This window comes from Christensenella tenuis (assembly GCF_014287795.1).
GTDB classification, from domain to species: domain Bacteria; phylum Bacillota; class Clostridia; order Christensenellales; family Christensenellaceae; genus Christensenella; species Christensenella tenuis.
The window spans coordinates 283,510-303,713 of sequence record NZ_JACOON010000004.1 but is presented as its reverse complement, the minus strand read 5'-3'; the positions used below and the strand labels follow the sequence as shown (position 1 = coordinate 303,713).

Genomic DNA, 20,204 nt, shown 5'->3' with positions numbered 1-20,204 from the left:
CCGATACAATAGTATAATATTTTAGAACCGTTTTTTCAAGCAAACGCATGAAAAAAGCGCCCGAACGAGCCGCTTCGGACGCTTTTTTACGGATGGTTCCTTTCTTTCCGGCTAATCCGCGAGCGGTTTCCCGTCCGCATCCGCCGGAATGCTGCCCACGAGGATCATAATGCCTTCCACAAGGCCCCAGATCGCGGAAATCCATGTCGTGATGCCAAACGTCACGATGCCGAGCAGGCCGAGGACAAGCTGGACGATTGCTTTTGACTGGAACCCAAGGTAAAAATTATGAATGCCCAGCCACCCGAGGAAAATGCCAAGGATGCCCGCCGCGATTTTAGATTTGCCCACCCGCGGCGCACAGGCCTGTGCCTGCCCCGGCTGCCCGCTTTTGGGGATTAACCCCACGCCGCACGTGATGCATACCACGGCCTCCGGGTCTGTCTTGCCGCCACAGTTCCAGCAATAATCATGCCCTTTTCCGACGGGAACGCCGCACCCCAGGCACACCGTCTCGCCGGGCTGGAGCTGTTTTCCGCAATTCCTGCAATATTTAAATTCTGCCATCTGAAAAACCTCCTGAACATGCGGCTTTTCCCGCATGTTTTTCCTTTCATGGTTCCAGTATATGGGCGGAAAACCGGCAAGTCAACGGACTTAAGGGTATCTTCATAAACTCTTAACCAATTCGTTTGTTTATTGTGTGTTTTCCGCGCTTCCGGCGCATTTATGGGCACCTTAAAACGCCTGAAACCTCGTTGTTGGCCAAAAATGTGTCAGCCTAGCCTGCATGGAATTACCCGGCGCCGTATGGAGCAGCAGGTGAAACGCTCTTGCCAGCCTTTCCCCCGGGCATGGCCGAAAAAGCAGGGAAGGTATTTATACGGCTTCCGCGAACCCGGAAACGCTTGACGAAAGCCCCCGGGCTTATAAGGCGGATGAAACCGTAACGCATATTGGCGGGACGGCCGAAGTCTTTGAGGCGATCCGCCCGGTCTGTAATTTTAAAGCTGCAAATTCAAAAACATTGCCTCCGGATTTGCTCCCGGCAAGGCAATATTTTTTCTTTCCACAGGTGTTTTTTCGGTTTCTTTCCGGTATAATGGCAATAAGCACAGTTTTTATTAGTTGAATCGTTATCCGGAAAAAATAATATAAGGCGGGAAGAGAATTATGTCCAAACCTGTATCGGGAACATTGATTTGTCCGCAGTGCGGCAAGGAACAGGATATCACAGTATGGCAAAGTATTAATGTCTCCTTGCAGAAAGGGGCAAAGCAGCAAATACTGGACGGAAATTTTTTCACCCATACCTGTGAATGCGGAAACAGGATTCCGCTTGTTTACCCATGCCTCTACCATGATATGGAGAAAAAAAATATGATATGGCTGGTACCGGAAGGAACCGGCTATGCCCTGGGGGATATCAACAAAACAACATTTATCCCGTCGTATATATACAGGGTCGTAAAAAACAGCTTCGAATTGATCCAAAAGATCAGGATATTTGAATATGGCTGGGACGACCGCGTCCTGGAAATTTTAAAGCTAATGATTGAAACCGATTATCAAAAGCGGTTTCCGGAGAAGAAAATACAGGAGGTTTGTTTTAACTGCACGGGCAAAAATCCTGAACTGCTTATTCTGGATGAGAATGGGACCGTGATGGGAAGCAAAATCCAGGAGCAGTCTTATTTAAACGTCAAAACCCAGTATCTTGAAGCTATTATGCGAAAAAGCGGCCGCGGATATTTACAGATAGACAGGGATTGGGCGCTTGCGCTGCTTGGCGAGAATCAATAGGCGCCATACGGGAGACAAAATGAAGGCAATCATACAAAATCATTTAAAACAGATCGAGCAGGCAGAGGACGTCAAAATCCTGCTCGCCGTGGAATCGGGAAGCAGGGCGTGGGGGTTCCCCTCACCAGACAGCGACTATGACGTCCGGTTTATTTATGTCCGCACCAATGAATTTTATTTAAAGCTTGAGAAAACAAGCGACGTTATCGAATATATGCTCGATGAAGAGCTTGATATCAATGGCTGGGACCTTAAAAAGGCGCTATGCCTTTTAAAAAAATCAAACCCGACATTGTTCGAGTGGATTGCCTCCCCCATCGTATATTATGAAGCGCCTGTATTCGAAAGGATACGGAATATTGCGGCGCACTGTTTTTTAAGCCGTCCGGCCCTATACCATTACCTTAACATGGCGCGCAACAACAACCGCGAATTTTTAAGGAGAGACCGTGTACGGCTGAAAAAATATTTTTACGTCCTGCGCCCCATCCTCGCCTGTAAATGGATCCTTGCGCGCCAAACTCCGCCGCCAATGTTGTTTGCGGAACTTGTAGAAGCGGAGCTCGGCAGGGAAGTCCGCTCAATCGTTGACGGCCTGTTGGAAAGAAAGGCTGTTACTTCAGAGCTCGGCGAGCAGGAACCCATCGCGGCGTTGAACGGATATATTGAAAAAGAATTGTCGGCGATAGAAGAAGCGGTTGGCCATGCGCCCAAACAGGATGCTGTGCCATGGGAACAGTTAAATCGTTTGTTTTTAAGCTTCTTGCGCGACTATGAGTGAGGCCGGCGCACGGCGATCCCCTTTTGATACGCTGTCAAAGGGACATAATGAAGGATGTTGACGGGAAAGCAGCATTTCCCCGAAAGGCAAATACGCGGTCTGCGCCAGCCGGTATGCAGACCGGAATATGAATAACCTGGAAATGCAGCCCACGGAATTATCCCGGCTCCTAAACGGGATCCGGAATCTGCAGGGGCGGTAGTGCGGGCGGCTTAAGGAAACCCCCGCATATTTCCCCTGTGGAGATTACCGCAGCAAAATGCTATAATGGTTCCAATCAATATTGGAGTATGAATATGTCTGGAATTGCCGATCAAAAAACAATTATGAACGTTCTCACGGGGTGGATCACCATAGAAGTGCTGACCCCTCAGGATTTTCCAGACCCGCGCGACTATATTACCGGGAAGGAAGCGCCGAATAAGCAGCGGTATATCGAGTTGGATATTGGCGATGTTCCGCCATGGCTCGATCCAAGCTATTCTTATCCCGAACAGGACGCGACGGTTTTCTGGATCGTATACCTCGGGGCAATCCTGCAAAAAGAATCCTATCTGAAAATATTGGAAACCTTTGAAGACGCGTTTGCAGAGGAGAAGCTGCGCAAAACGGGAATGGCCGGTCTGCTTTCCTTTACCGTCGATCAGTATGGCGCCTATGTTGGGGGCGGATGCGTCTCCTCTTTTGCGTGGGGTCTGGGGCAAATTTGTGACGGTACGCCGCAAAACCTTTCCCATTTCCCGGAGATCGAAAGCAATCTTCTCATGCAGCTCGACCAGTCTCTGATGCATCTGGATGAAGATAATATTCCCTTGCCTCTTGGGCCGAATGAACTGGAACGCTGTTATACAGAAATGACCGGGCATTTAAAGCTGCCGCAGGCGCTTTTATCGCAGCGGATGGCTGCCATACGCGTGGTATATAAGCGGAAAGATGTGGACCCGCCCCAATCCGAACTCCTCAACAGTTTTTTCCTCAGTGATCTGATTAAAATACGCAAAGAGTTTGCCGCCGGAGCGGTTGGCGTCGGCCTTGACAAATATCTGCGCGGAACCGATACGGGGGACCGCAGGGATGTTCTCGCGGACGAAAACGTATTAAGAGACATCTTACGGCCTGAGTATATACCCGAAGTGCGATGGACCCCGAAAGCGAGATACAATTTGTTTCTGATGCAGCAGGCGGCGGTGAATCATGTGTTCCGGGAAATGCGCAAGGAAGATATTGTCGGCATCAACGGTCCCCCGGGGACGGGAAAAACAACGCTTCTTCGTGATATCATCGCAAAAGTCGTTTTTGACAGGGCATGTGCGATGGTTGCGTTCAAAAATCCGTCTGCAGCATTTCAAAAAGGATTGGATCGTGAAAACAACGGATATCGGCAAGCGTTATATGAGGTGCATCCATCGTTGCTGGGCCACGAAATCGTAATCGCTTCATCCAATAACAAAGCAGTGGAGAATATCAGCCGGGAACTTCCCGGCGTGGATATGGTAGATGATATGTTCGACCCGCCGCTGCGCTACTTCAATCATGTGGCCGATCATGTGGCGGACGGGAAAGAAACATGGGGCATGGCCGCTGCTGTGCTTGGAAACCAGCGTAACCGCGGCAACTTTACAAAAGCCTTTTGGTGGGATGACGAGTATGGCCTGTCTTCCTACTTTAAATATCTGGCGCACCCTCCTGAGGAAGGTGAAAAGGTCTCCCGCATCATCGCTTTGGAAAAACCTCCGCAAAACGCGCTGGAGGCGAAGGAGCGGTGGCGCGCGGCACAAAAGGATTTTATTGAAAAACGCGAAAAAGAAGCTTCCCTGCGCGAGGCAGCCATTGGCTGCGCGGCGGCGATGGAGTCCATCAGCAGATTAAGGGACGCTCTTGCAGAGGTTGAAAAGGAAACGGAGGCGTTGCGCCGCGAGGAAGATGCATTGCGCAGTGAGATGGAATCGGCCCGGCTGTCGCTTTCCGAATGTGAGCGGGAATATGAGCGGACAAAAGAGGACTTAGAGATTGTCAGCAATGCCCGGCCCGGTTTTTTCGCGCGCATTTTTCAAAAACAGAAATACCAGGCATGGCTTAGCAGCCGGCAGGAGTGCTTAGATGAATTTACCGAAGCGAAAAAAGTGCGGAGGAAATGTGCTTCCAGCGAAAAAAAGCTGGCGGAAATTTATACTTCGCTAGAAAAAAAACGTGCGCTCAAAGAAGAACAACAAGAAAAACAAAAAGCGGACTATCAAAAACAGGCCGCGTTGGTCGGGCAGGCGGCAGAATACTACGGGGAGCATCTGCCCACAAAAGCGTTCTGGGAAAATAAGGAACGGCAGAAGCTTTTGCCGTGGCTGAACGATGCGTGGCAAAACGCGCGCGACGAGCTGTTCGCCGCCTGTTTTCGCGTACATCGCGCTTTTATCGACGCATCTGCCGACAAGCTGAAAAACAATTTAAATTGTGCCATGTATCTGATTCAGAACGGTTTGATTCTTGAAGACGATGAGTTGTCGATCGTTCCATCGTTATGGGCCAGTTTTTTCATGGTTGTTCCCGTGATATCCTCCACATTGGCTTCTATCGCACGGCTTTTTTCCAAAACAGGAAAAGAGCAGCTTGGATGGCTTCTTTTGGATGAGGCCGGGCAGGCGACGCCGCAGTCGGCAGTCGGAGCAGTCTACCGTGCCCGGCATTCGGTCGTTGTCGGCGATCCCTTACAGATACCGCCGGTCGTCACTATGCCGGAAAAGCTTTATGGATCGGTTTTTCAATCCTTTGGTACGCCGCATAAGAGATGGACCGCGCCGGATGTCTCCGCCCAGGCGCTTGCTGACCGCGCCAGCTGGTTTGGCACCGCATATCAGCATGAAAACGGAGAGATGGATATCGGCGCACCGCTTTTGGTACACCGCCGCTGCGAAGAACCCATGTTTTCCATTGCCAATCACATTGCGTATGACGGCAATATGATCAGCGATACCAAAAAAGGAGAATCCCTGATCGGCGCGGTCTTGGGGGATTCGCACTGGATCGACGTTCCTTCTGACAGCCCGACAAAATGGTCGGAGCCGGAAGGTTTAGAGGTAATCAAACTAATGCAAAAGCTTGTTTTTTCACAAGTAAAGGAGCCCGATCTTTATATCATCAGTCCGTTTCGGATGGTGGCGCAGCAACTGCGCAATGCGGTCTCTTCCTCCGGCATGCTTAATATGCTGACAAAGGAATCCCCCGACCGTTGGGTAAATGCGCATATTGGCACAATCCACACATTCCAGGGTAAGGAAGCGGATACCGTAATTCTCGTTTTGGGTGCATCCGGGAATCAAAATGCCGGTGCAAGAAACTGGGCGGGCGAGCTTCCCAACATCTTGAACGTAGCGGTCACGCGCGCCAAACGCAGGCTGTATGTGGTCGGAAACCGTACGGAGTGGAAACAAATACGGTTTTTTGACGTTCTTCACTCCTATATGGGAAAACAATGATATTGGCAGCAGTACCGTTTAAAAGCATAAGAACCGCCTGTTTGCGGTGCTCTAAAATTACTTTTGCGTTTTTTTTAAAAGGTTGAGAATAAGGATGCGGTAAAACTTGCGCCAAAAAAGGGGGAATCCAGAAAAAGGTATCTGCATCCCGCTTTGGAAGATGTCCTTTCCGTCGTGAATCAGCTAAACCCGCCGGACGCGTCGGAATAAAAAAAGCTCAGGGGATTAGCAAAATTGCGGTGTAGTAAAAGAGGTGTTAGGTGGTGAAGTAGCGGTGAAGCAGCAAAAAATTTTTCCGAATATAAGAGAAGAAAAGCCGCCACGCGTTTTGAATCATAAGCAACAAAAAACTTATATAGCGGGTTTGGCGGAGAAGGAGGGATTTGAAGCCTTAGAGTCATAACACACCCCAAAAAACGGCTCATAAAAACCGCTTAACAAAGCACTTTCTTGTGTGAGCAATGATTGATTATTTTTTCTCAATGTGGGTTAATAACCCGTTTTTGTGAGATGGGGTGGGTTACAAAGTGGGTTATAATTTTGAATAGGGGAATATAACTACTAAGCCTCTTTTGAAGCAAAAAGGATAAGATATATTGTTTAGTATCCCCACACTGAATTATGTTCATTGCTTGCCAAAGTTCATCATGGTAAAATATAGTAGCAGGGATACAAAAGCGGGCGGTTAGCCACATCTCCCTATTTAGGGCTAGAGAGTGGTGATGCCAATGGAATATCTTGTCGTTTTTGCAGTGATATTAGTCATTGTTTGGCAGATTTCTAAGAATAAAAAATAACCGCCCCTGCACGGGCAGTTATTTTCACTTAAATAACTTCGCGGGCTAACCGTTTTGCGGTTGTATCCCTGTTTCTATTATACCCTATTTAATAGGGGAGTCAAACATTTTTTGCCTTTTAATCATTCTTTAACCATTTATGCACTTCTTTTGTATTTTCGTTTAAAAATTTTATATCCATGCTTATCGTTTTGAGGTAGTTACCGGGTTAAGACCAGGAGAGCTGATTGGTTTGAGAAATGAAAATATACAAGACAATATTTGTACCCTGCACAGCGCAATCAATGTTTATAACGAGCACACTACCGGAAAAAAATAAAAATGCACTCCGTTCTTTTGTGTTACCCGATATTGCACTTCAAATATTGGATGAACAGCGCGCAATGTTAAGAAAGGCAGATGTAAGTTCTCCGTATGTTTTCCCAGACCAAAACGGTGAGCACGCAAAACAAATCACCTACTATAAGAGGTGGCGGAACTATAGGAATCACAATAAGGTATCTCCTGTTACTCTGTACGAGTTGCGCCATACTTTTATATCAGCAAACAAAGAGCTCCCTCTTGAATTGATTAAACCAATCGTAGGACATGGAAAAGATTTCGATACTTTTGGTACTTACGGTCATATTTTGGGAGATGAACAGTACAGAGCCGCCGCCCTTATAAATAATGTTTTTGTAAGGCTCATTCAGGCACAGTAAACAGTAGTGGGTTATAAAGTGGGTTATTTTTCTCCATTATATGCAAAAGAACCGCTTTGTTAGGCGGTTCTTTTTGGCGGAGAAGGAGGGATTTGAACCCTCGCGCCGGTTACCCCAGCCTACTCCCTTAGCAGGGCTATAAAATCCGTTTAATATTGCGTATTCCCAGTATATTGCGTGTAATATGTGTGTAATACTATTCCGATTCGCTTGTAGCGGCGGTCATAGAAGAAGGACCGCCAACGCATCAGCGCAAGCGGCCCTTTCTCCATTATATATCAAGCGTCCGAATGCCAGTGCATCATCTCTCGCACGGCTTTTTCAAAGCTTTCACACATACAAAATCTCTGCTTATACTGTTTGCTTTCGGGAAAATCTTCTTTGCGAAAATCTCTCCTATCGAGGACATCCGCTTCATATGTCCCGTTACAATAGCGTCGCTGTACAACCATAAATCTCCACTCCATAAGGACCTTCCTTTCATTGGCGTCGTCAATGGTAGCCGTAGAGCTTAAACACTATTCTGTTTTGCTTTGTGTAGGTAGATATTTTTTGTACCTTTATGATAATACTATATTTTAATGAAATCAATATAAATTTGTCTGTGGAATTTTAGGTTTCGGCTTTCACCAGGATGATAAAAGACCGCCCCTGGTTGGGGCGGCCCAGGCGTTCCATAATTAGTTTCCCTGGTGTGCAGGTGAGGAAAATTAAAAAGCGGGAGCTTTCGCCCCCGCCCTTCGTCAGCCTTTCGGCTCCGTATACCCCTGCGCCTGCTCGCTGTCCTTTAACCCCTTTGTGGTCGGGTCCGTCAGCACTCCGATGAAGGACAATATGGCCATCGCCACCGTGCCGATCAGGAACGGATTGGTAAAGAACTGCGCAAGCACATTGCCAACGCTTTCCCATGTGGTCATGTCCGCGTAACTAAGCCCATAATACGCAAGTACGGGTGACGCGATCACCCCGAGCAGACCCACCCAAAACTGCGGGCTTTTCGCCCGTACCTTCCAGTTAATTTTCTTCATACTCAAGCCCTCCTTTAAAATCCCATTTTCTTTTCCACGGCCTTAAACTCCGCCGACGCCGTAAACGCATGAAACAGCGCTTCCCGGCTCATGTCTTTGTAAATGCGCTTCAGCCAGTTTTCCTTTCCGGCCGCGTCCGGTTCCCGTCCCAAAAGCCCCCGGTATAGCTCCGAAATAAATTCCCCGTTCGCCTCCCGGGTCTTCATTTCTTCCGTTCCAAAATAAAAGCTATATCCCGTCTGCGCAGGTGTGATCTTCCTATTCATCAACTCGTTTATGTGGTACGTTCTTCCCGCCGCGTCCGGCTCCCGGTCCAGCACCTTCCGGTACAACCTGTCCACATACGCTTCCACTTCCGTCCTGTTCGGCATTGCTTCCTCCTTTTCTTCCGGCAGGCTTCCTCCCGCAATAGACAGGATGCCCCGCGCAATCTCATTCACGATCTCGTTAAATTTGCTGTCAAACAAAGCGTTATCCGCCGCGCTGTCCATAAATCCCGCCTCGATGGTCGCCGCCGGGCATTTCGTATGCGACAGGACGTAAGTGTTTTTGTCCTGCACTTTCACGCCCCTGTTTTTAAACCCGATTTCCACAAGCCCGCCCTGGATTGCCTGCGCCAGCCTGCGGGACGTTTCGGAAGCGGACGATACGATCAGGCATTCCGCGCCCTCGCCGCCTCCTGAATTGCGGTGGAACGCGATAAACAGATCCGCGCCCCACGCGTTCGCCCGCTCCGCAATCTCCTTTACCGGAATCAGGTAATCCCCGTCCCGTTCGAGATTTACGGAATGTCCGGCCTGTTCCAGTTTTTCCGCCACTGCGGACGCATACCGCAGCGCGTCGTCCTTTTCCTGCCTGCCTCCCATTCCCACGGCCCCGCTGTCGCTCCCGCCGTGCCCCGGATTAATATAAATTTTCATACTCTTTCCTCCTCATTCCACTGGTAACTTCTTCCTAGCGATCCTTTTCTATATGTTCCGTGATCCTGTAATGCGCCTGTTTTGCGCTCTGCTCCACTGCCGTAATTCTATGTTCGTGGTCGTCTACTTTGCAATCGAGCTTTTCGACGTCGTTTTTTATCCCAAGTATTGTATCGAGCTTAGCGTCTACGCCGCCCCGCCACTTGCTGTCGTTCGCTATTTTTTTATCCCGACCGGACAGCCACCCCGCAAGCCCGACAAAGCACCCGACTACGGCAATCAGAATTGTGATCTCTATTTGCATCATACCCTGTCCTCCAATTCATTATCCAGCCGGGTAACAGCCGACTGCCATTATTGCCATCCAACCTCCGCCCGAATCAGCGGAAGTGGAAATTTGCCCGCTGGCGCTTACTACAATGCGCCCAAAGTGGACGGTATCGTTTGTGGCCTTGCGAAAAAATGCAGGGATGAAAAAATCTCCGCTCGGCCTTGGTATGCTTGCGGGAAGTTGAGCGAACACCCCAGAAATAGCATCCGTGCCCGCGGTTGTGCGCCCGCTGAAATTTATATGGACTTGCCGTCCGTCAAACCACGCCCAATTTGCTTCCCATGTTATTCCGCCTCCCGAAAATGATATCATCGTCGGCTTTATGGCGGGAACAAAATAACTTGCAGGATGACCGCCCAGCTTTTCCGCGTCTATTTCCGCGCCGGGCATACTGCGTGTGAGCGCCGTTATATTACCGCCAACGATCTGCAATACCGCAATCTCTCCCTCATATATGGACCCTGTGCTGTTGATGTCCTCCTGTGTGAGCGCTGGAAAGGTTGTCGTTGCAGAAAAATCCGTTACCCACCCTACTTGGCCCGGCCCGGTCTCGCTTGCTTCCTGCGTCAGGTCAATCCTGCATATGAGGCGTACATACCCGTCTGTAAGCGTCGGCGTGACAGGGATTGTATCTGCCCCGTTATTCTCGATTACAGCTCCCTTGAGGATAAAATACCCATCCCCCACCGTAATTGCGTTTGATATGGACGTGACCTCGCACCCGTTCAGTATGCCATCCCCCATTATTTCAGCCAAAATATTCCGCCAATTCTTCGACGTGTTGTTCCTCCGGTCAAAAATTAATCCGTTTAACGCCATATTATCTACCTCCAAGCATTCTGTTTATTTTTTCATCCAGCATAATCCGCAGTTCCCCGCTTTTGTATACCGTTTTGGTTCGTTCGCTGCTTTTGCGGATTGCGGATATGTAGCTGTTAAGCACCCGGCCTTCCTTCGTTCGGATAGTCAGGTCGTCATAAAACGCATAATCTTTTCCGCATGCAAATTCTATAAGGTGCGAGTCACTATTCTCCGCAAACTTATTTTTTACCTCCTGCGCCGCGTCCGCCGCTTCGCTTACGCTCAAGACTTCCCACGTACCGTCTACCCGGTTTTCGTCCGTATAGGTATTTGTGATTGTCCCATCCTTGAGCAGGTACCAATCTTTCCGCGCCCCCGTGTCCTCTGCTATTGTCGTAATTTTCCCAATAGCGTCATGTGCAAAGGATTCCTCTAAAACCTCAAAATCTGACAGATCGAGGAATATCTTGTGCGTCCGCCTGTCCCGGCGGAAGATACGCATCACCAGCTTGCCGCCCACAACGGAGTACGATGTGTGGATGTTGTACAGCCGCCGCACCTTGGATAGATACGATTTAATATTCCATACGCCGTCTTCTACGCTTGGCAATGCGCTTCCCGCTGTCGATGTAGCGGCAATGACTGTAAGATACGGCGTGGCATATACCGCGTCGGACTGATTGACGTAATACTTGTCGATCTGCGTCTTGATATATCCCTCGATGCTTCCGCTGACCGTCCCCGGGCTGTCCGGGATATCCCTGGAAAAGAGCGTATTGATATCGTTACAGGTGATATCCAGCGTCTCCCGGTCTTTGTCCACCTCCTTGATGATGCCGAAGAATCCATCCGCAAAGAAAAAATCTCCGGCCCTTGCCGCAGATTCCTCTCCCTTGATCTTGAAGTCCGATACCTCATCATAAATGGATTGTATCGTCATATCGTACGCGAGCGCTGCAGCGTGGTGCTTGAGGGCGAATGTGTGGCGGTCTCTTATGTACGTTATCATGATGTCACCCCTTGAAATACTCGTGCACGTGCAGGACGTGGGTAATCTCCGCTCCCTCTGTCGTGTCCGCCGTCAGCGTCGCCCGTACTTCCTTTCCGACCGGAAGCGTGAAGAAGTTTGCCACATTTTCATTGAGCGATTCTACAAGGTCGGTTCGGGTATTTCCGCTTACCTTCCAGACCCCGTCCGCATTGGGCCGGGAGGAATAGTAGATGTGATCCCCCGCCGCGACCGATACGCCGGACAGGTCAAGAGCACCGATTAACTCCCCTGTTGCGTTGTCCTCCACCTTGTAGTATATGTTGGACACCGGGCCATTGATGTATAGCTCCATTGCCGCCGGGAAATGTCCCTGCGGAGTAAAGACCTGCGCGTCGCCCGCGCCGCTGTCGGAAAACTTGAACGGGAACTTGAAAGTAAACCGCATCGGGTTGATACTTTCCTCCGTCCGAAATAGGAACGTCAGCGGGTTCTTTTTGTGGTACGGGCTTGTGCCACGGAAGGTGATAGGGCACTCAAGCGTCCTGTATAACGTTTTCTCCGCGCGCTCTATCCCATCCAGATTCACGTCCATGTATAGTTCGCGCCCTGTGTAGGGGACGTATTTCAATTGCAGGTCTTGTGCTCTCTGTACCCAGTCCACAAATTTATGATAGGTTTTGTATGGCTCTTGTGTTTTAGGCCAGAATACGAGCGTTCCGCTGATTTCCGGCTGCTCGAAATCTTTTGATGATTCCGCGAAAAATCCGTATTCTACCTGCGCATATTCCCTGCTTTCCGCAAAGCCGAGGCCGGACGGTTCCCACATGAATTCAATTTCTGATTGCAGGGATCGTTCGCGCCCCGTCCCATCGACAAGATAAAGCCTTCTCAATTCATTAGCCTCCCTACCTTTTTCCGTACTGTATAGACCATTTGATCCGTCATACGTCTTATTTCCGCATCTGTCATTTTGCCTTTTACCGTGATCGGCATAGAGATATTGATATCGCCGGAATGCATTTCTGCGGTCCTGGTATTTATGATTTCGTGCATGTCAAGCATTGGGATGGATGCAGCCATATATTGATATTTTAAGTCCTCCATCGCCGAATCGTACGAACACATAGCAGTTTTTGCCATTCCTGCATACGCTTCCGCTACATCGTCTTCTTTATTCTTTGCGCCAACTACAAGTCCCTCCCCGGCGTCCTCCGAGCGTCTTATCATCTGCTTTGCAGGAGATTTTCGCTCAAGCGTGTCATCTACTGCGCGCATGGCTCTTCGTGCCATTTCTGCATAAGCATTATATACTTCGCCGTATTTTGATTTAGCTCCATTGATGAACCCTTGTGCCGTATCGCTACCCGCCTTGGCGGCATCGTCCGCTTTGTCAAGATTGGAAACCATTTCTCCCATGCGGATTTCGATTGCCGCCATTTTCGCATCGAAATCGGTCTCCATTTGCGCATATGCATTGGAAAAAGTTTTCTTTCCTTCCTCTACCAACGCCAGCTTTTCATTCAATTGCGGGACTTTTTCGGCGCCACCCTTGACGATTGCGTCGAGTATTTTTGCGGACTGTTCTGACCCATCGGACAGTTTTTTAATAAGCCCTTGGTCAACCCCCATCTCCATTGCTTTCTGCATATTGGATGCGTAAGTGTCCATATAGGCTATTTGATTATCGAGGCTGTCGATCAAATCATTTACGCTTTGATCGGCCTCTCCATCCATCTCTTGAAATAGTCCGATTTGTCCGCTGATACTTTCGTACGCTTTGTTATATGCATCGTCATATTGTTGCTGCAACATATCAACTTGAGCGCCGGTTTCGATTATCGCGTCGTATTGCTCACGGTATGCATCCGTCATTCCCGCAACTGCATCAGTGTATTCAGTCGTTACCTGTCCTGCGCTATATAGAGTGTCTATGTATACTTTGTTTTCTTCGGTGAAAACAGCAAGATTTTCCTGCCCCGTTTGTATCGCTTTGTTATACTCGTCCGTTTGATTTTCGCATGCGGCAACTACATCACCTTGATTTTCTAAATCTTTTTGCAGTTGCATAAGTTCGGCATCGGAATCAACGAGTACCTTCCCGGTTTCTTTTTCAATTTTCTGTAGTTCACTAACACGCTTATTATACTTATCAACTATTTTTTGATGATCTTCCCTTGCCTCCCTAAGCTTATCTTCCGATTCCGCCGCTTTATTCTTGTTTACGGAGATTTCGTTTTCGATGGCCCCCATTTCCATCATAATATCGTTGTAGGCTTCCATTGCCGCCTGCTGCCGATAATACGCTTGCATCTCTTCTATATTTTTTGTAAGCGCTTCGGTTCCGCCTTCTATTGCATGTGTGTTTTCATCTATTCGCAAATTAAGCTCGGGGAATAATTCATTTAACTGATCGACGATAAGCTTATATCTGGTTTGCGCTTCAGTAGAATTATCAAGCTGGGGTTCAAGTTCGCGCAGCATGTCTACATATCGGCCCGATGTAATAATTGCTGCTTCTGTTTTCGCACTGCTATCCGCGTAAGCCTGCTTGATGTTATCCAGTTCTTTTACTGATTCCCGGGACGCTTCCGTGAGCTCATATGCGCTTTCCACTCCATCATCAAACGATAATATGAGTGTTGCAAGCGCTGTTACAACCGCCATAATTGCCGTAATTAGAAATGTCGCCCCGCCCGTTGCTGTATCGAGCGCAGCCTTGAATGCTGCTACAGCCTTTGCTCCAACCGTTGAGGCCAGTGTAATAGCAGTGATCCCTGCGGCCATCACAGCAAGTCCAGCTACAACGGCAGTTACTACAGGCACGATACCTTCGTGGGTTTCAATAAATTCCGTAGCCCAATCAATTACTCCTTCGCCAATTTTAGTAAGGTTTTCAAGGGCCGGATTCAGTTGGTTCCCTACTGCGATTTTTAAATTATTGAAAGAGTTTTTTAGAATTTGCAGCCTGCTTTCACTTGTGCTGTATTTGGTGTTCGCTTCTTTTGCAAGAGCAGTATTTTCCTTGAATGCCGTTGAAGACATGGAAATAGAATCTGTCAATAAATCCCCAGACTTTGCAAGAGATGTTACTGCATTACGCAGACGCACCTCCGAAAGCCCCATTTCGTCCAAAACGGCAATAGCAGATTTCCCATTGCGTTCCGTGTTGTTCAGTCCCGTTATAAACTGCGCCGTTGCCCCTGCGGCATCTACACCCCATGCTTGAGCAAATGCGTCCGCGCTCATTCCCGCAACTGCCGCGAATTCATTAAGTCCGTCGCCTGTTTCCACTGCAAGCTGGATATTGGATACCAATTTAGATAGCGCAGAACCGCCTGCTTCTGCTTCAATTCCTAAAGAGGATGTCGCTGCCGCAAATCCAAGAATATCTGTCTCGGAAAAACCCGCCACGCTGGCCGCAGCAGCAAACCGCTGCGAAAGCTCCATGATCTTGCTTTCTGTCGTGGCAGAATTGTTTCCAAGATCAACAATGGCTGAACCTAAATTCTCATATTTATCAGGATCGAGACCTGTTACGTTGGCAAACTGCGCTATCATGGTAGCGGCTTCGTCAGATGTTACATTGGTTGCTGTGCCGAGCATTGCCATTGTTTCTGTAAAAGACAGCAAATCCTCTTTTGCAATCCCAAGCTGTCCGCCTGCTTCTGCGATTCCGGCCAGTTCCGTGGTCGTAAGCGGGATTCTTTCGGACATCTCCTTGATAGCATCGGACATCTGCGATAATTCCGCTTCTGATAGATCAGTTGTTTTCGCTACACCCGCCATTGCGGATTCAAATTCTATTGATGCGTCACAACACTCTCTCAGGGCCTCCGCAATCTCTTTAACGGTTGCGGCAACGCCCGCAGCCGCAAGCGCAGTAGAAAGAGCCTCAATGCCTTCTTTAGAGCGATCCCCAAATTCTTTTGACTGTCTTCCGGCTTCTTCTGTAGATTTTCCATAGCGGTCAATGGAGGCAGCGCATCCGTTCGCGCTGTTTTTAGCCTCATCAAGATACTGTGCGTTCTTTTCGATCTCCGCGTTGGTGTCATCCAACTTCATTTGAGCTTCATCGATAGATACCTGCCACTTATTCATGCCGCGCTCTGCCGCATCGAGACGATTCTGGTTGTCTACCAGTTCGTTATTCAGTTCTTCGATGGCTTTAGTAATACGCTCTTCTTCCTCGGCGGTGTCTTCCTGCGAAGATTTCAATTCGTCGAGTTTCTTTTTGTTGTCCGCAATTTCTGTATTAAGCCGCTCTTTTGTCGCCCTGTATTCTTTGGCGGCATTTTCCGCATTTTTGAATCCTTTTTGTGCATTTGCAAGTGCGCGGGTTTGTGCTTCCTGAATATTTGTAAGAGCCTTATCCTTTGCGGTTAATGCTTCTATGGAATTGGCATTATTTTTAAATTGATTCTGCGCTACCTTAAGGGCGGATTCCAACTTTTTAAATTCAGAGGTCAGGTTTGTAACCGCTGCCTGACATTCACGCTCGCCCTCTACAGCTATTCTTGTGGATATTGTCCTCGTAACTTTCTTTGCCATTTCAAACCTCTTTTTGCTTGTGCGACTGGTTATACATCTCGCATAAGTCGTAGATCATCCCAACGTTAGCGGATAGTGTTTCGTCCGCCGAAAGTCCGCTTACGCTTCCTATACGCAGATATTCCGCCCGCTTGACTTTTTCATCCTTTTTAAGCTCCATAAGAATCAGGTCTACTTCCTCAACCTCGGGCTTTATTTCTCTTTCAAAGCCAACTGTAAAAGCCCGCATGACCGCTTGTATCACCGCAACAATATCCCTCGATGATTCCGCAATATCATTGGCCTTTATCTCTTTGATCTCCTGCGCATCCAGCCCAATCCTGCGCCGCGCCAGTTCTCCATGTTGCGCCATGATCGAGGCGGCGCGGCATACTCTTTCAAGCTCATCCTTGCTGTATTTTTTCATCGTTGGAATGAAATTTGCCCCAAACTCTTCTTGCAGTGCAAACATGGTATATCCATTAAAAATTAATGTGTAGATTGTGTGCTCCACCCTGACTTCAACCGCTTTTTCAGCGCCTATCATTACGTTTTTCATCTTTTCTCCATACAAAAAAGACACCCTTTCGGATGCCTTAAATTACTGTTTACTTTTTATTTCTTCGTGGTATAATAAAAGCAGGGATATAACCTAAACGGCTAGCCAGATGTTAGATTATAATAACCGCACACCTTGCCGGGGGAGCGGTTATTTGCTTTTATTGGACATTTGCCAAATCACTATCACTATGACAGCGAATATAATCAAATATTCCATTAGCACCACACCTTTCTAGCCGTTAGAAACGGAATGATCGTGTGTGGCTAACCGTCCTCGCATATATCACGTGCTTTTGTAAAATAAAACCGCCCATTGCTGAGCGGTTACTATTTATTTAAGTCCCGACTGTGCTTTGCTTTCCACTTTATCATTTATAAACGTTATACTAGCGTTTGCCCCTATTGAGCCATCGCCGTCCCACGCATATATTTTTATATTGCTTGATTGTGATTGCAGCTCTCCGTCGCTTCCAATAATCTTACACACCTCATCGTAATCCATTCCGACATGTATCTTGTTAAATTCCTCCATAGATATCGTGTACGATTCATTTGTATTATATCCGTAGTTAATATCTATTGCGATAGGCAGCTCGCTTAACGCCTCGCCCTTCGGGAGCGCATACTGAAAATCGCCCGATCCAGTTTGTGTCACACCCGAAAAACCAGCATAGCTAAACCAAATCCTTATTTCTTGTCCCTGCTTGCATTTAGCCCAACCGTCAACATCGAAGCTTGAATCTTTTTCTGCCAGCTCGTCTGCGTTTTTGAGCCCATACCTCGTAAACATAAATGCTCCGTTTTCATTTTCCGTAAAAAGCACGTCCAAGTCATCGTTATACGGATTGTCGCCTGGATCGACCCCCTCTTCTTCGCACAAATCCAAGTAAGTTAATACCCTTGTTATGGTACAATCCATATACATCAACGTACCATCAAGCCCATTTTTAGACGCAGGCGTTGAGTATACCTCAATCGGCGCTTCTATGTAGCCCTCTATTTCATCAATGTTTACGTCCGTCTTCTCTTGTGAAATCCCAAATGGTTCTGGTTCTTGATGCGTGTTATCAATCATAGCTTGCGATTCTTCCGATATCTCCACATCAGGCGTACACCCAACCACCGCAACAGCCAGCACGACGCACAAAACCACAACCAATATTTTCTTCATAAATCTCGCCCTCCCTTTTCCAATATTATACAGGAGGATTTAATGAAGGTAAAGGGGCGGTTCCCCGCCCCGTCCTTGTCAGCCGCCCTGCGTAGGCGTGAATTTTTCATTGATGTACGCCTGCGCTCCTGCCAGCGTATCAAACTCCGCCACGTAATGCCATGCACCGCCCGGCATAAGCGGCGGGTACGCCGTGAAGTTAATCGTCGCGTGCTGGAATGTAATAGAACTCCCCTTTGTCTGTGCGTTTTCATTTCCAAGCGCGCCCTGTACCTTTGTGTAAAAATGCGCCTCATAAATCGTTGCGGAGCTTCCCTTCCGCTTAAGGTTCCGTATGTACGAAAGCCCCCCGAACGGGGCAGAATCCTCTCCTGCATAAGAGATTTCTTTCTTTTCTGCATCGTATACCGCCCCTACAACCAATGCTAATGCCTCTTTCGGGCAATCGTTTAATTCTGCGGGAATCGCCGCGGAAACAAATTCAGATATTTTCACCTGTAACACATTGTCCCCGTAATCCTCCGCCGTGGCCGTTGCCACCGTCATATTTGCGGTCGCAGACGGGCCGAGGCTAACCGGTGTTTCGTACGTCGGCATTGCCGTTTCCGTTTCATCCGCCTTAAACTTTCCAAATCTCATGTCCATTAAACCAAATGCTGCCATTTCTTAATTCCTCCTTGCAATAAAAAAGACAGTCAATACAAACTGTCGAGCCATCCATCGTAGACATCCGCAGCCTTTTCGGCGGCTTCATCTGCTTTTTTCTCATTTGCTTCCTGTATAAACGGCGCTGCCGGAACCCCGCGTGCGCCATATTCCTTTACAAACGCCACTTCCGTATTCAAACTTCCGGATTCAGCATTTCTTCCTGTGGGCCTAACGTCTATGTAGGCGTTTGTCCCGCCAACTTTCGCTTTTCCTTTCTTGATCGAGTTAAGCATGCTCCCTGTTTTATGGAGGCCATGCCGCCTGCCGGATTCCTTTTGCGCTTCAACGATCACATCAGCTTCCGCGTTCAACATCCCGTCAATAACCGTCGTTGGAACCCTTGCCATTTGCTGCATCGACATGAGCATGTCTTCCAGTCCGCCAACCTCAAGCCTCATTCAATCACCTCGTCAATTTCACACTCAAATACAATATGCTGGCCTTCTTCATCGCTTGCATCCACTTCGTAAGGATAAGTGAATCCCGCATCTAAAAGAGCACGCTTGATCTGCTTTCGTGTGTCAATGGAACAAAACGTGTGTGGGCAGAAAAGATGCACTTGTACAAAATTCACATTGTATCCCGGCTCATTGTCGCCAAAATCCTCCGGGCTGGCATTAATGTTGAACACAAGGTACGTGTCCGAATCTCCCGTATAAATATTCGGAAAGATCGGATAACCAAGAAAGGAAAGTGTCTGCATGATATTATCGTTTACGCTCATGCCTTCACCTTCCTTTTTACCTTGATCTCCAAGAACTGGTGTTTGTCGAGTATGTCATTGACGCAAATCACCTCATATGGTTTCGAGTCGTCTTCCCGGTAAATCTCGCACTTTGGATTTACTTTGTCCGAATACCGCATCGTTATGGTAGCGGCTTCTTTGAGGTCAAGCCTAAGCCCCTCAAACAACTCCTGACCGTATGCGTTCACCCATTTACACCATACTTTTTCACCGAACAGGTCTGACCATGTCTCCTGTGGATATCCGCCGGGGCCTTGCGTTTCCGTCTTTCCTTTGATCGTGATCTTTGTCTTCATTTCGCCTGTTAAGGCATAAGAGGCCATTAAAACCACCATCCTTTATGTTGGTTCAAAAGCGTCCTAACGGTCAACTCGACCTCTCGCGGAACCACATTTGCGGCCACTACAGCTTCCCGGTTGTTATACCAATGTGCGATCAACAGGAGAAGAGCCTGTTTGACGGTTTTAGGTACTACCACATTTTCGCCAACAAGCTCTTTCCCCGTATAATTTTCGCAAAATTCCCGCGCAGCGGTTATCAGGTCGTTTATCAGACTGTCCTCACTCGTGTCGCCCGGATTGATACGCAGATGCAGTTTTGCCTCTGCCAATGTCACCGGCTCCGTTACATCTGCCATATCGCCCCTCCTTATTTCTTCTGACGTTTGACTATGGGCTTCTTTTCCGTTTCCGGCTCTTTGCTGATAATCGCTCCACTTTGGACCGACGGCATTTCAACAGCTTCCGCATAGCCGCCTCCGATCAGCAATTTACCTTCACAATCTGTAACATCAATGATACTTCCTGCGCGAATCGTTCCATTCGGCCCCGCAGACATTGTAAGCATTTTAACTTTCATTTCAAGTCTCC

At 48.2% G+C, this 20,204-nt stretch carries 21 protein-coding genes; 4 read left to right on the top strand and 17 right to left on the bottom strand.

Going from position 1 to position 20,204, the window contains the following annotated elements:
- Positions 1 to 111: 111 nt before the first annotated feature.
- Positions 112 to 567, bottom strand: a complete 456-nt coding sequence (locus H8S18_RS09240; protein ID WP_186858019.1) for a TM2 domain-containing protein — start codon at positions 565 to 567, stop codon at positions 112 to 114.
- 606 nt (positions 568 to 1,173) lie between these two features.
- Here H8S18_RS09240 and H8S18_RS09235 point away from each other — a divergent pair.
- The 4 genes from H8S18_RS09235 (at position 1,174) to H8S18_RS09220 (ending at position 7,552) form a co-directional block, all read left to right on the top strand.
- On the top strand, positions 1,174 to 1,803 hold the full coding sequence (locus H8S18_RS09235) for a CpXC domain-containing protein (RefSeq protein WP_186858018.1): 630 nt from the start codon (positions 1,174 to 1,176) through the stop codon (positions 1,801 to 1,803).
- Positions 1,804 to 1,822: 19 nt separating this feature from the next.
- Entirely contained in the window at positions 1,823 to 2,584 is a 762-nt protein-coding gene (locus H8S18_RS09230; protein ID WP_186858017.1) for a nucleotidyltransferase domain-containing protein, read from the top strand.
- A 296-nt stretch (positions 2,585 to 2,880) separates the two neighbouring features.
- A complete protein-coding gene (locus tag H8S18_RS09225; protein WP_186858016.1) occupies positions 2,881 to 6,054 on the top strand; it encodes a DEAD/DEAH box helicase in 3,174 nt (1,057 codons plus the stop codon).
- Positions 6,055 to 7,090: 1,036 nt separating this feature from the next.
- A complete protein-coding gene (locus H8S18_RS09220) occupies positions 7,091 to 7,552 on the top strand; it encodes a tyrosine-type recombinase/integrase (protein ID WP_186858015.1) in 462 nt (153 codons plus the stop codon).
- A gap of 278 nt (positions 7,553 to 7,830) precedes the next feature.
- Here H8S18_RS09220 and H8S18_RS09215 read toward each other — a convergent pair whose 3' ends face one another.
- From H8S18_RS09215 to H8S18_RS09140, 16 genes are all read right to left on the bottom strand, one after another.
- Entirely contained in the window at positions 7,831 to 8,019 is a 189-nt protein-coding gene (locus H8S18_RS09215; protein WP_186858014.1) for a hypothetical protein, read from the bottom strand.
- 276 nt (positions 8,020 to 8,295) lie between these two features.
- Positions 8,296 to 8,580 (bottom strand): phage holin, encoded by a 285-nt coding sequence (locus H8S18_RS09210; protein WP_186858013.1) that lies wholly within the window; start codon positions 8,578 to 8,580, stop codon positions 8,296 to 8,298.
- 14 nt (positions 8,581 to 8,594) lie between these two features.
- Entirely contained in the window at positions 8,595 to 9,500 is a 906-nt protein-coding gene (locus tag H8S18_RS09205) for an N-acetylmuramoyl-L-alanine amidase (protein ID WP_186858012.1), read from the bottom strand.
- Positions 9,501 to 9,534: 34 nt separating this feature from the next.
- Positions 9,535 to 9,807 carry a hypothetical protein gene (locus H8S18_RS09200; protein WP_186857088.1) on the bottom strand — a complete coding sequence of 91 codons (273 nt, stop codon included), beginning with the start codon at positions 9,805 to 9,807 and terminating at the stop codon, positions 9,535 to 9,537.
- Positions 9,808 to 9,825: 18 nt separating this feature from the next.
- Positions 9,826 to 10,650, bottom strand: coding sequence for a hypothetical protein (locus H8S18_RS09195; RefSeq protein WP_186858011.1), 825 nt, complete (start codon positions 10,648 to 10,650; stop codon positions 9,826 to 9,828).
- 1 nt (position 10,651) lies between these two features.
- Positions 10,652 to 11,641 (bottom strand): hypothetical protein, encoded by a 990-nt coding sequence (locus tag H8S18_RS09190; RefSeq protein ID WP_186858010.1) that lies wholly within the window; start codon positions 11,639 to 11,641, stop codon positions 10,652 to 10,654.
- Between the two features lie 4 nt (positions 11,642 to 11,645).
- A complete protein-coding gene (locus H8S18_RS09185) occupies positions 11,646 to 12,515 on the bottom strand; it encodes a phage distal tail protein domain-containing protein (protein WP_186858009.1) in 870 nt (289 codons plus the stop codon).
- Positions 12,512 to 16,171 carry a phage tail tape measure protein gene (locus H8S18_RS09180; protein ID WP_186858008.1) on the bottom strand — a complete coding sequence of 1,220 codons (3,660 nt, stop codon included), beginning with the start codon at positions 16,169 to 16,171 and terminating at the stop codon, positions 12,512 to 12,514. The genes H8S18_RS09185 and H8S18_RS09180 overlap by 4 nt, the downstream gene beginning before the upstream one ends.
- A 1-nt stretch (position 16,172) precedes the next feature.
- Complete coding sequence (locus H8S18_RS09175; RefSeq protein ID WP_186858007.1) at positions 16,173 to 16,709, bottom strand: hypothetical protein; 537 nt, start codon at positions 16,707 to 16,709, stop codon at positions 16,173 to 16,175.
- Between the two features lie 333 nt (positions 16,710 to 17,042).
- Complete coding sequence (locus H8S18_RS14515) at positions 17,043 to 17,882, bottom strand: hypothetical protein (protein WP_207721721.1); 840 nt, start codon at positions 17,880 to 17,882, stop codon at positions 17,043 to 17,045.
- A gap of 78 nt (positions 17,883 to 17,960) precedes the next feature.
- Positions 17,961 to 18,545 carry a major tail protein gene (locus H8S18_RS09165; protein ID WP_186858006.1) on the bottom strand — a complete coding sequence of 195 codons (585 nt, stop codon included), beginning with the start codon at positions 18,543 to 18,545 and terminating at the stop codon, positions 17,961 to 17,963.
- A gap of 32 nt (positions 18,546 to 18,577) precedes the next feature.
- Positions 18,578 to 18,988 carry an HK97-gp10 family putative phage morphogenesis protein gene (locus H8S18_RS09160; RefSeq protein WP_186858005.1) on the bottom strand — a complete coding sequence of 137 codons (411 nt, stop codon included), beginning with the start codon at positions 18,986 to 18,988 and terminating at the stop codon, positions 18,578 to 18,580.
- Positions 18,985 to 19,314 carry a hypothetical protein gene (locus tag H8S18_RS09155; protein ID WP_186858004.1) on the bottom strand — a complete coding sequence of 110 codons (330 nt, stop codon included), beginning with the start codon at positions 19,312 to 19,314 and terminating at the stop codon, positions 18,985 to 18,987. Before H8S18_RS09155 ends, H8S18_RS09160 begins: the two co-directional genes overlap by 4 nt.
- Positions 19,311 to 19,631 carry a phage head closure protein gene (locus tag H8S18_RS09150; RefSeq protein WP_186858003.1) on the bottom strand — a complete coding sequence of 107 codons (321 nt, stop codon included), beginning with the start codon at positions 19,629 to 19,631 and terminating at the stop codon, positions 19,311 to 19,313. The genes H8S18_RS09155 and H8S18_RS09150 overlap by 4 nt, the downstream gene beginning before the upstream one ends.
- 26 nt (positions 19,632 to 19,657) lie before the next feature.
- Entirely contained in the window at positions 19,658 to 19,972 is a 315-nt protein-coding gene (locus tag H8S18_RS09145) for a head-tail connector protein (RefSeq protein WP_186858002.1), read from the bottom strand.
- An 11-nt stretch (positions 19,973 to 19,983) separates the two neighbouring features.
- Positions 19,984 to 20,193: a hypothetical protein gene (locus H8S18_RS09140; protein WP_186858001.1), complete on the bottom strand. Its 210-nt coding sequence runs from the start codon at positions 20,191 to 20,193 to the stop codon at positions 19,984 to 19,986.
- Positions 20,194 to 20,204 lie beyond the last annotated feature (11 nt).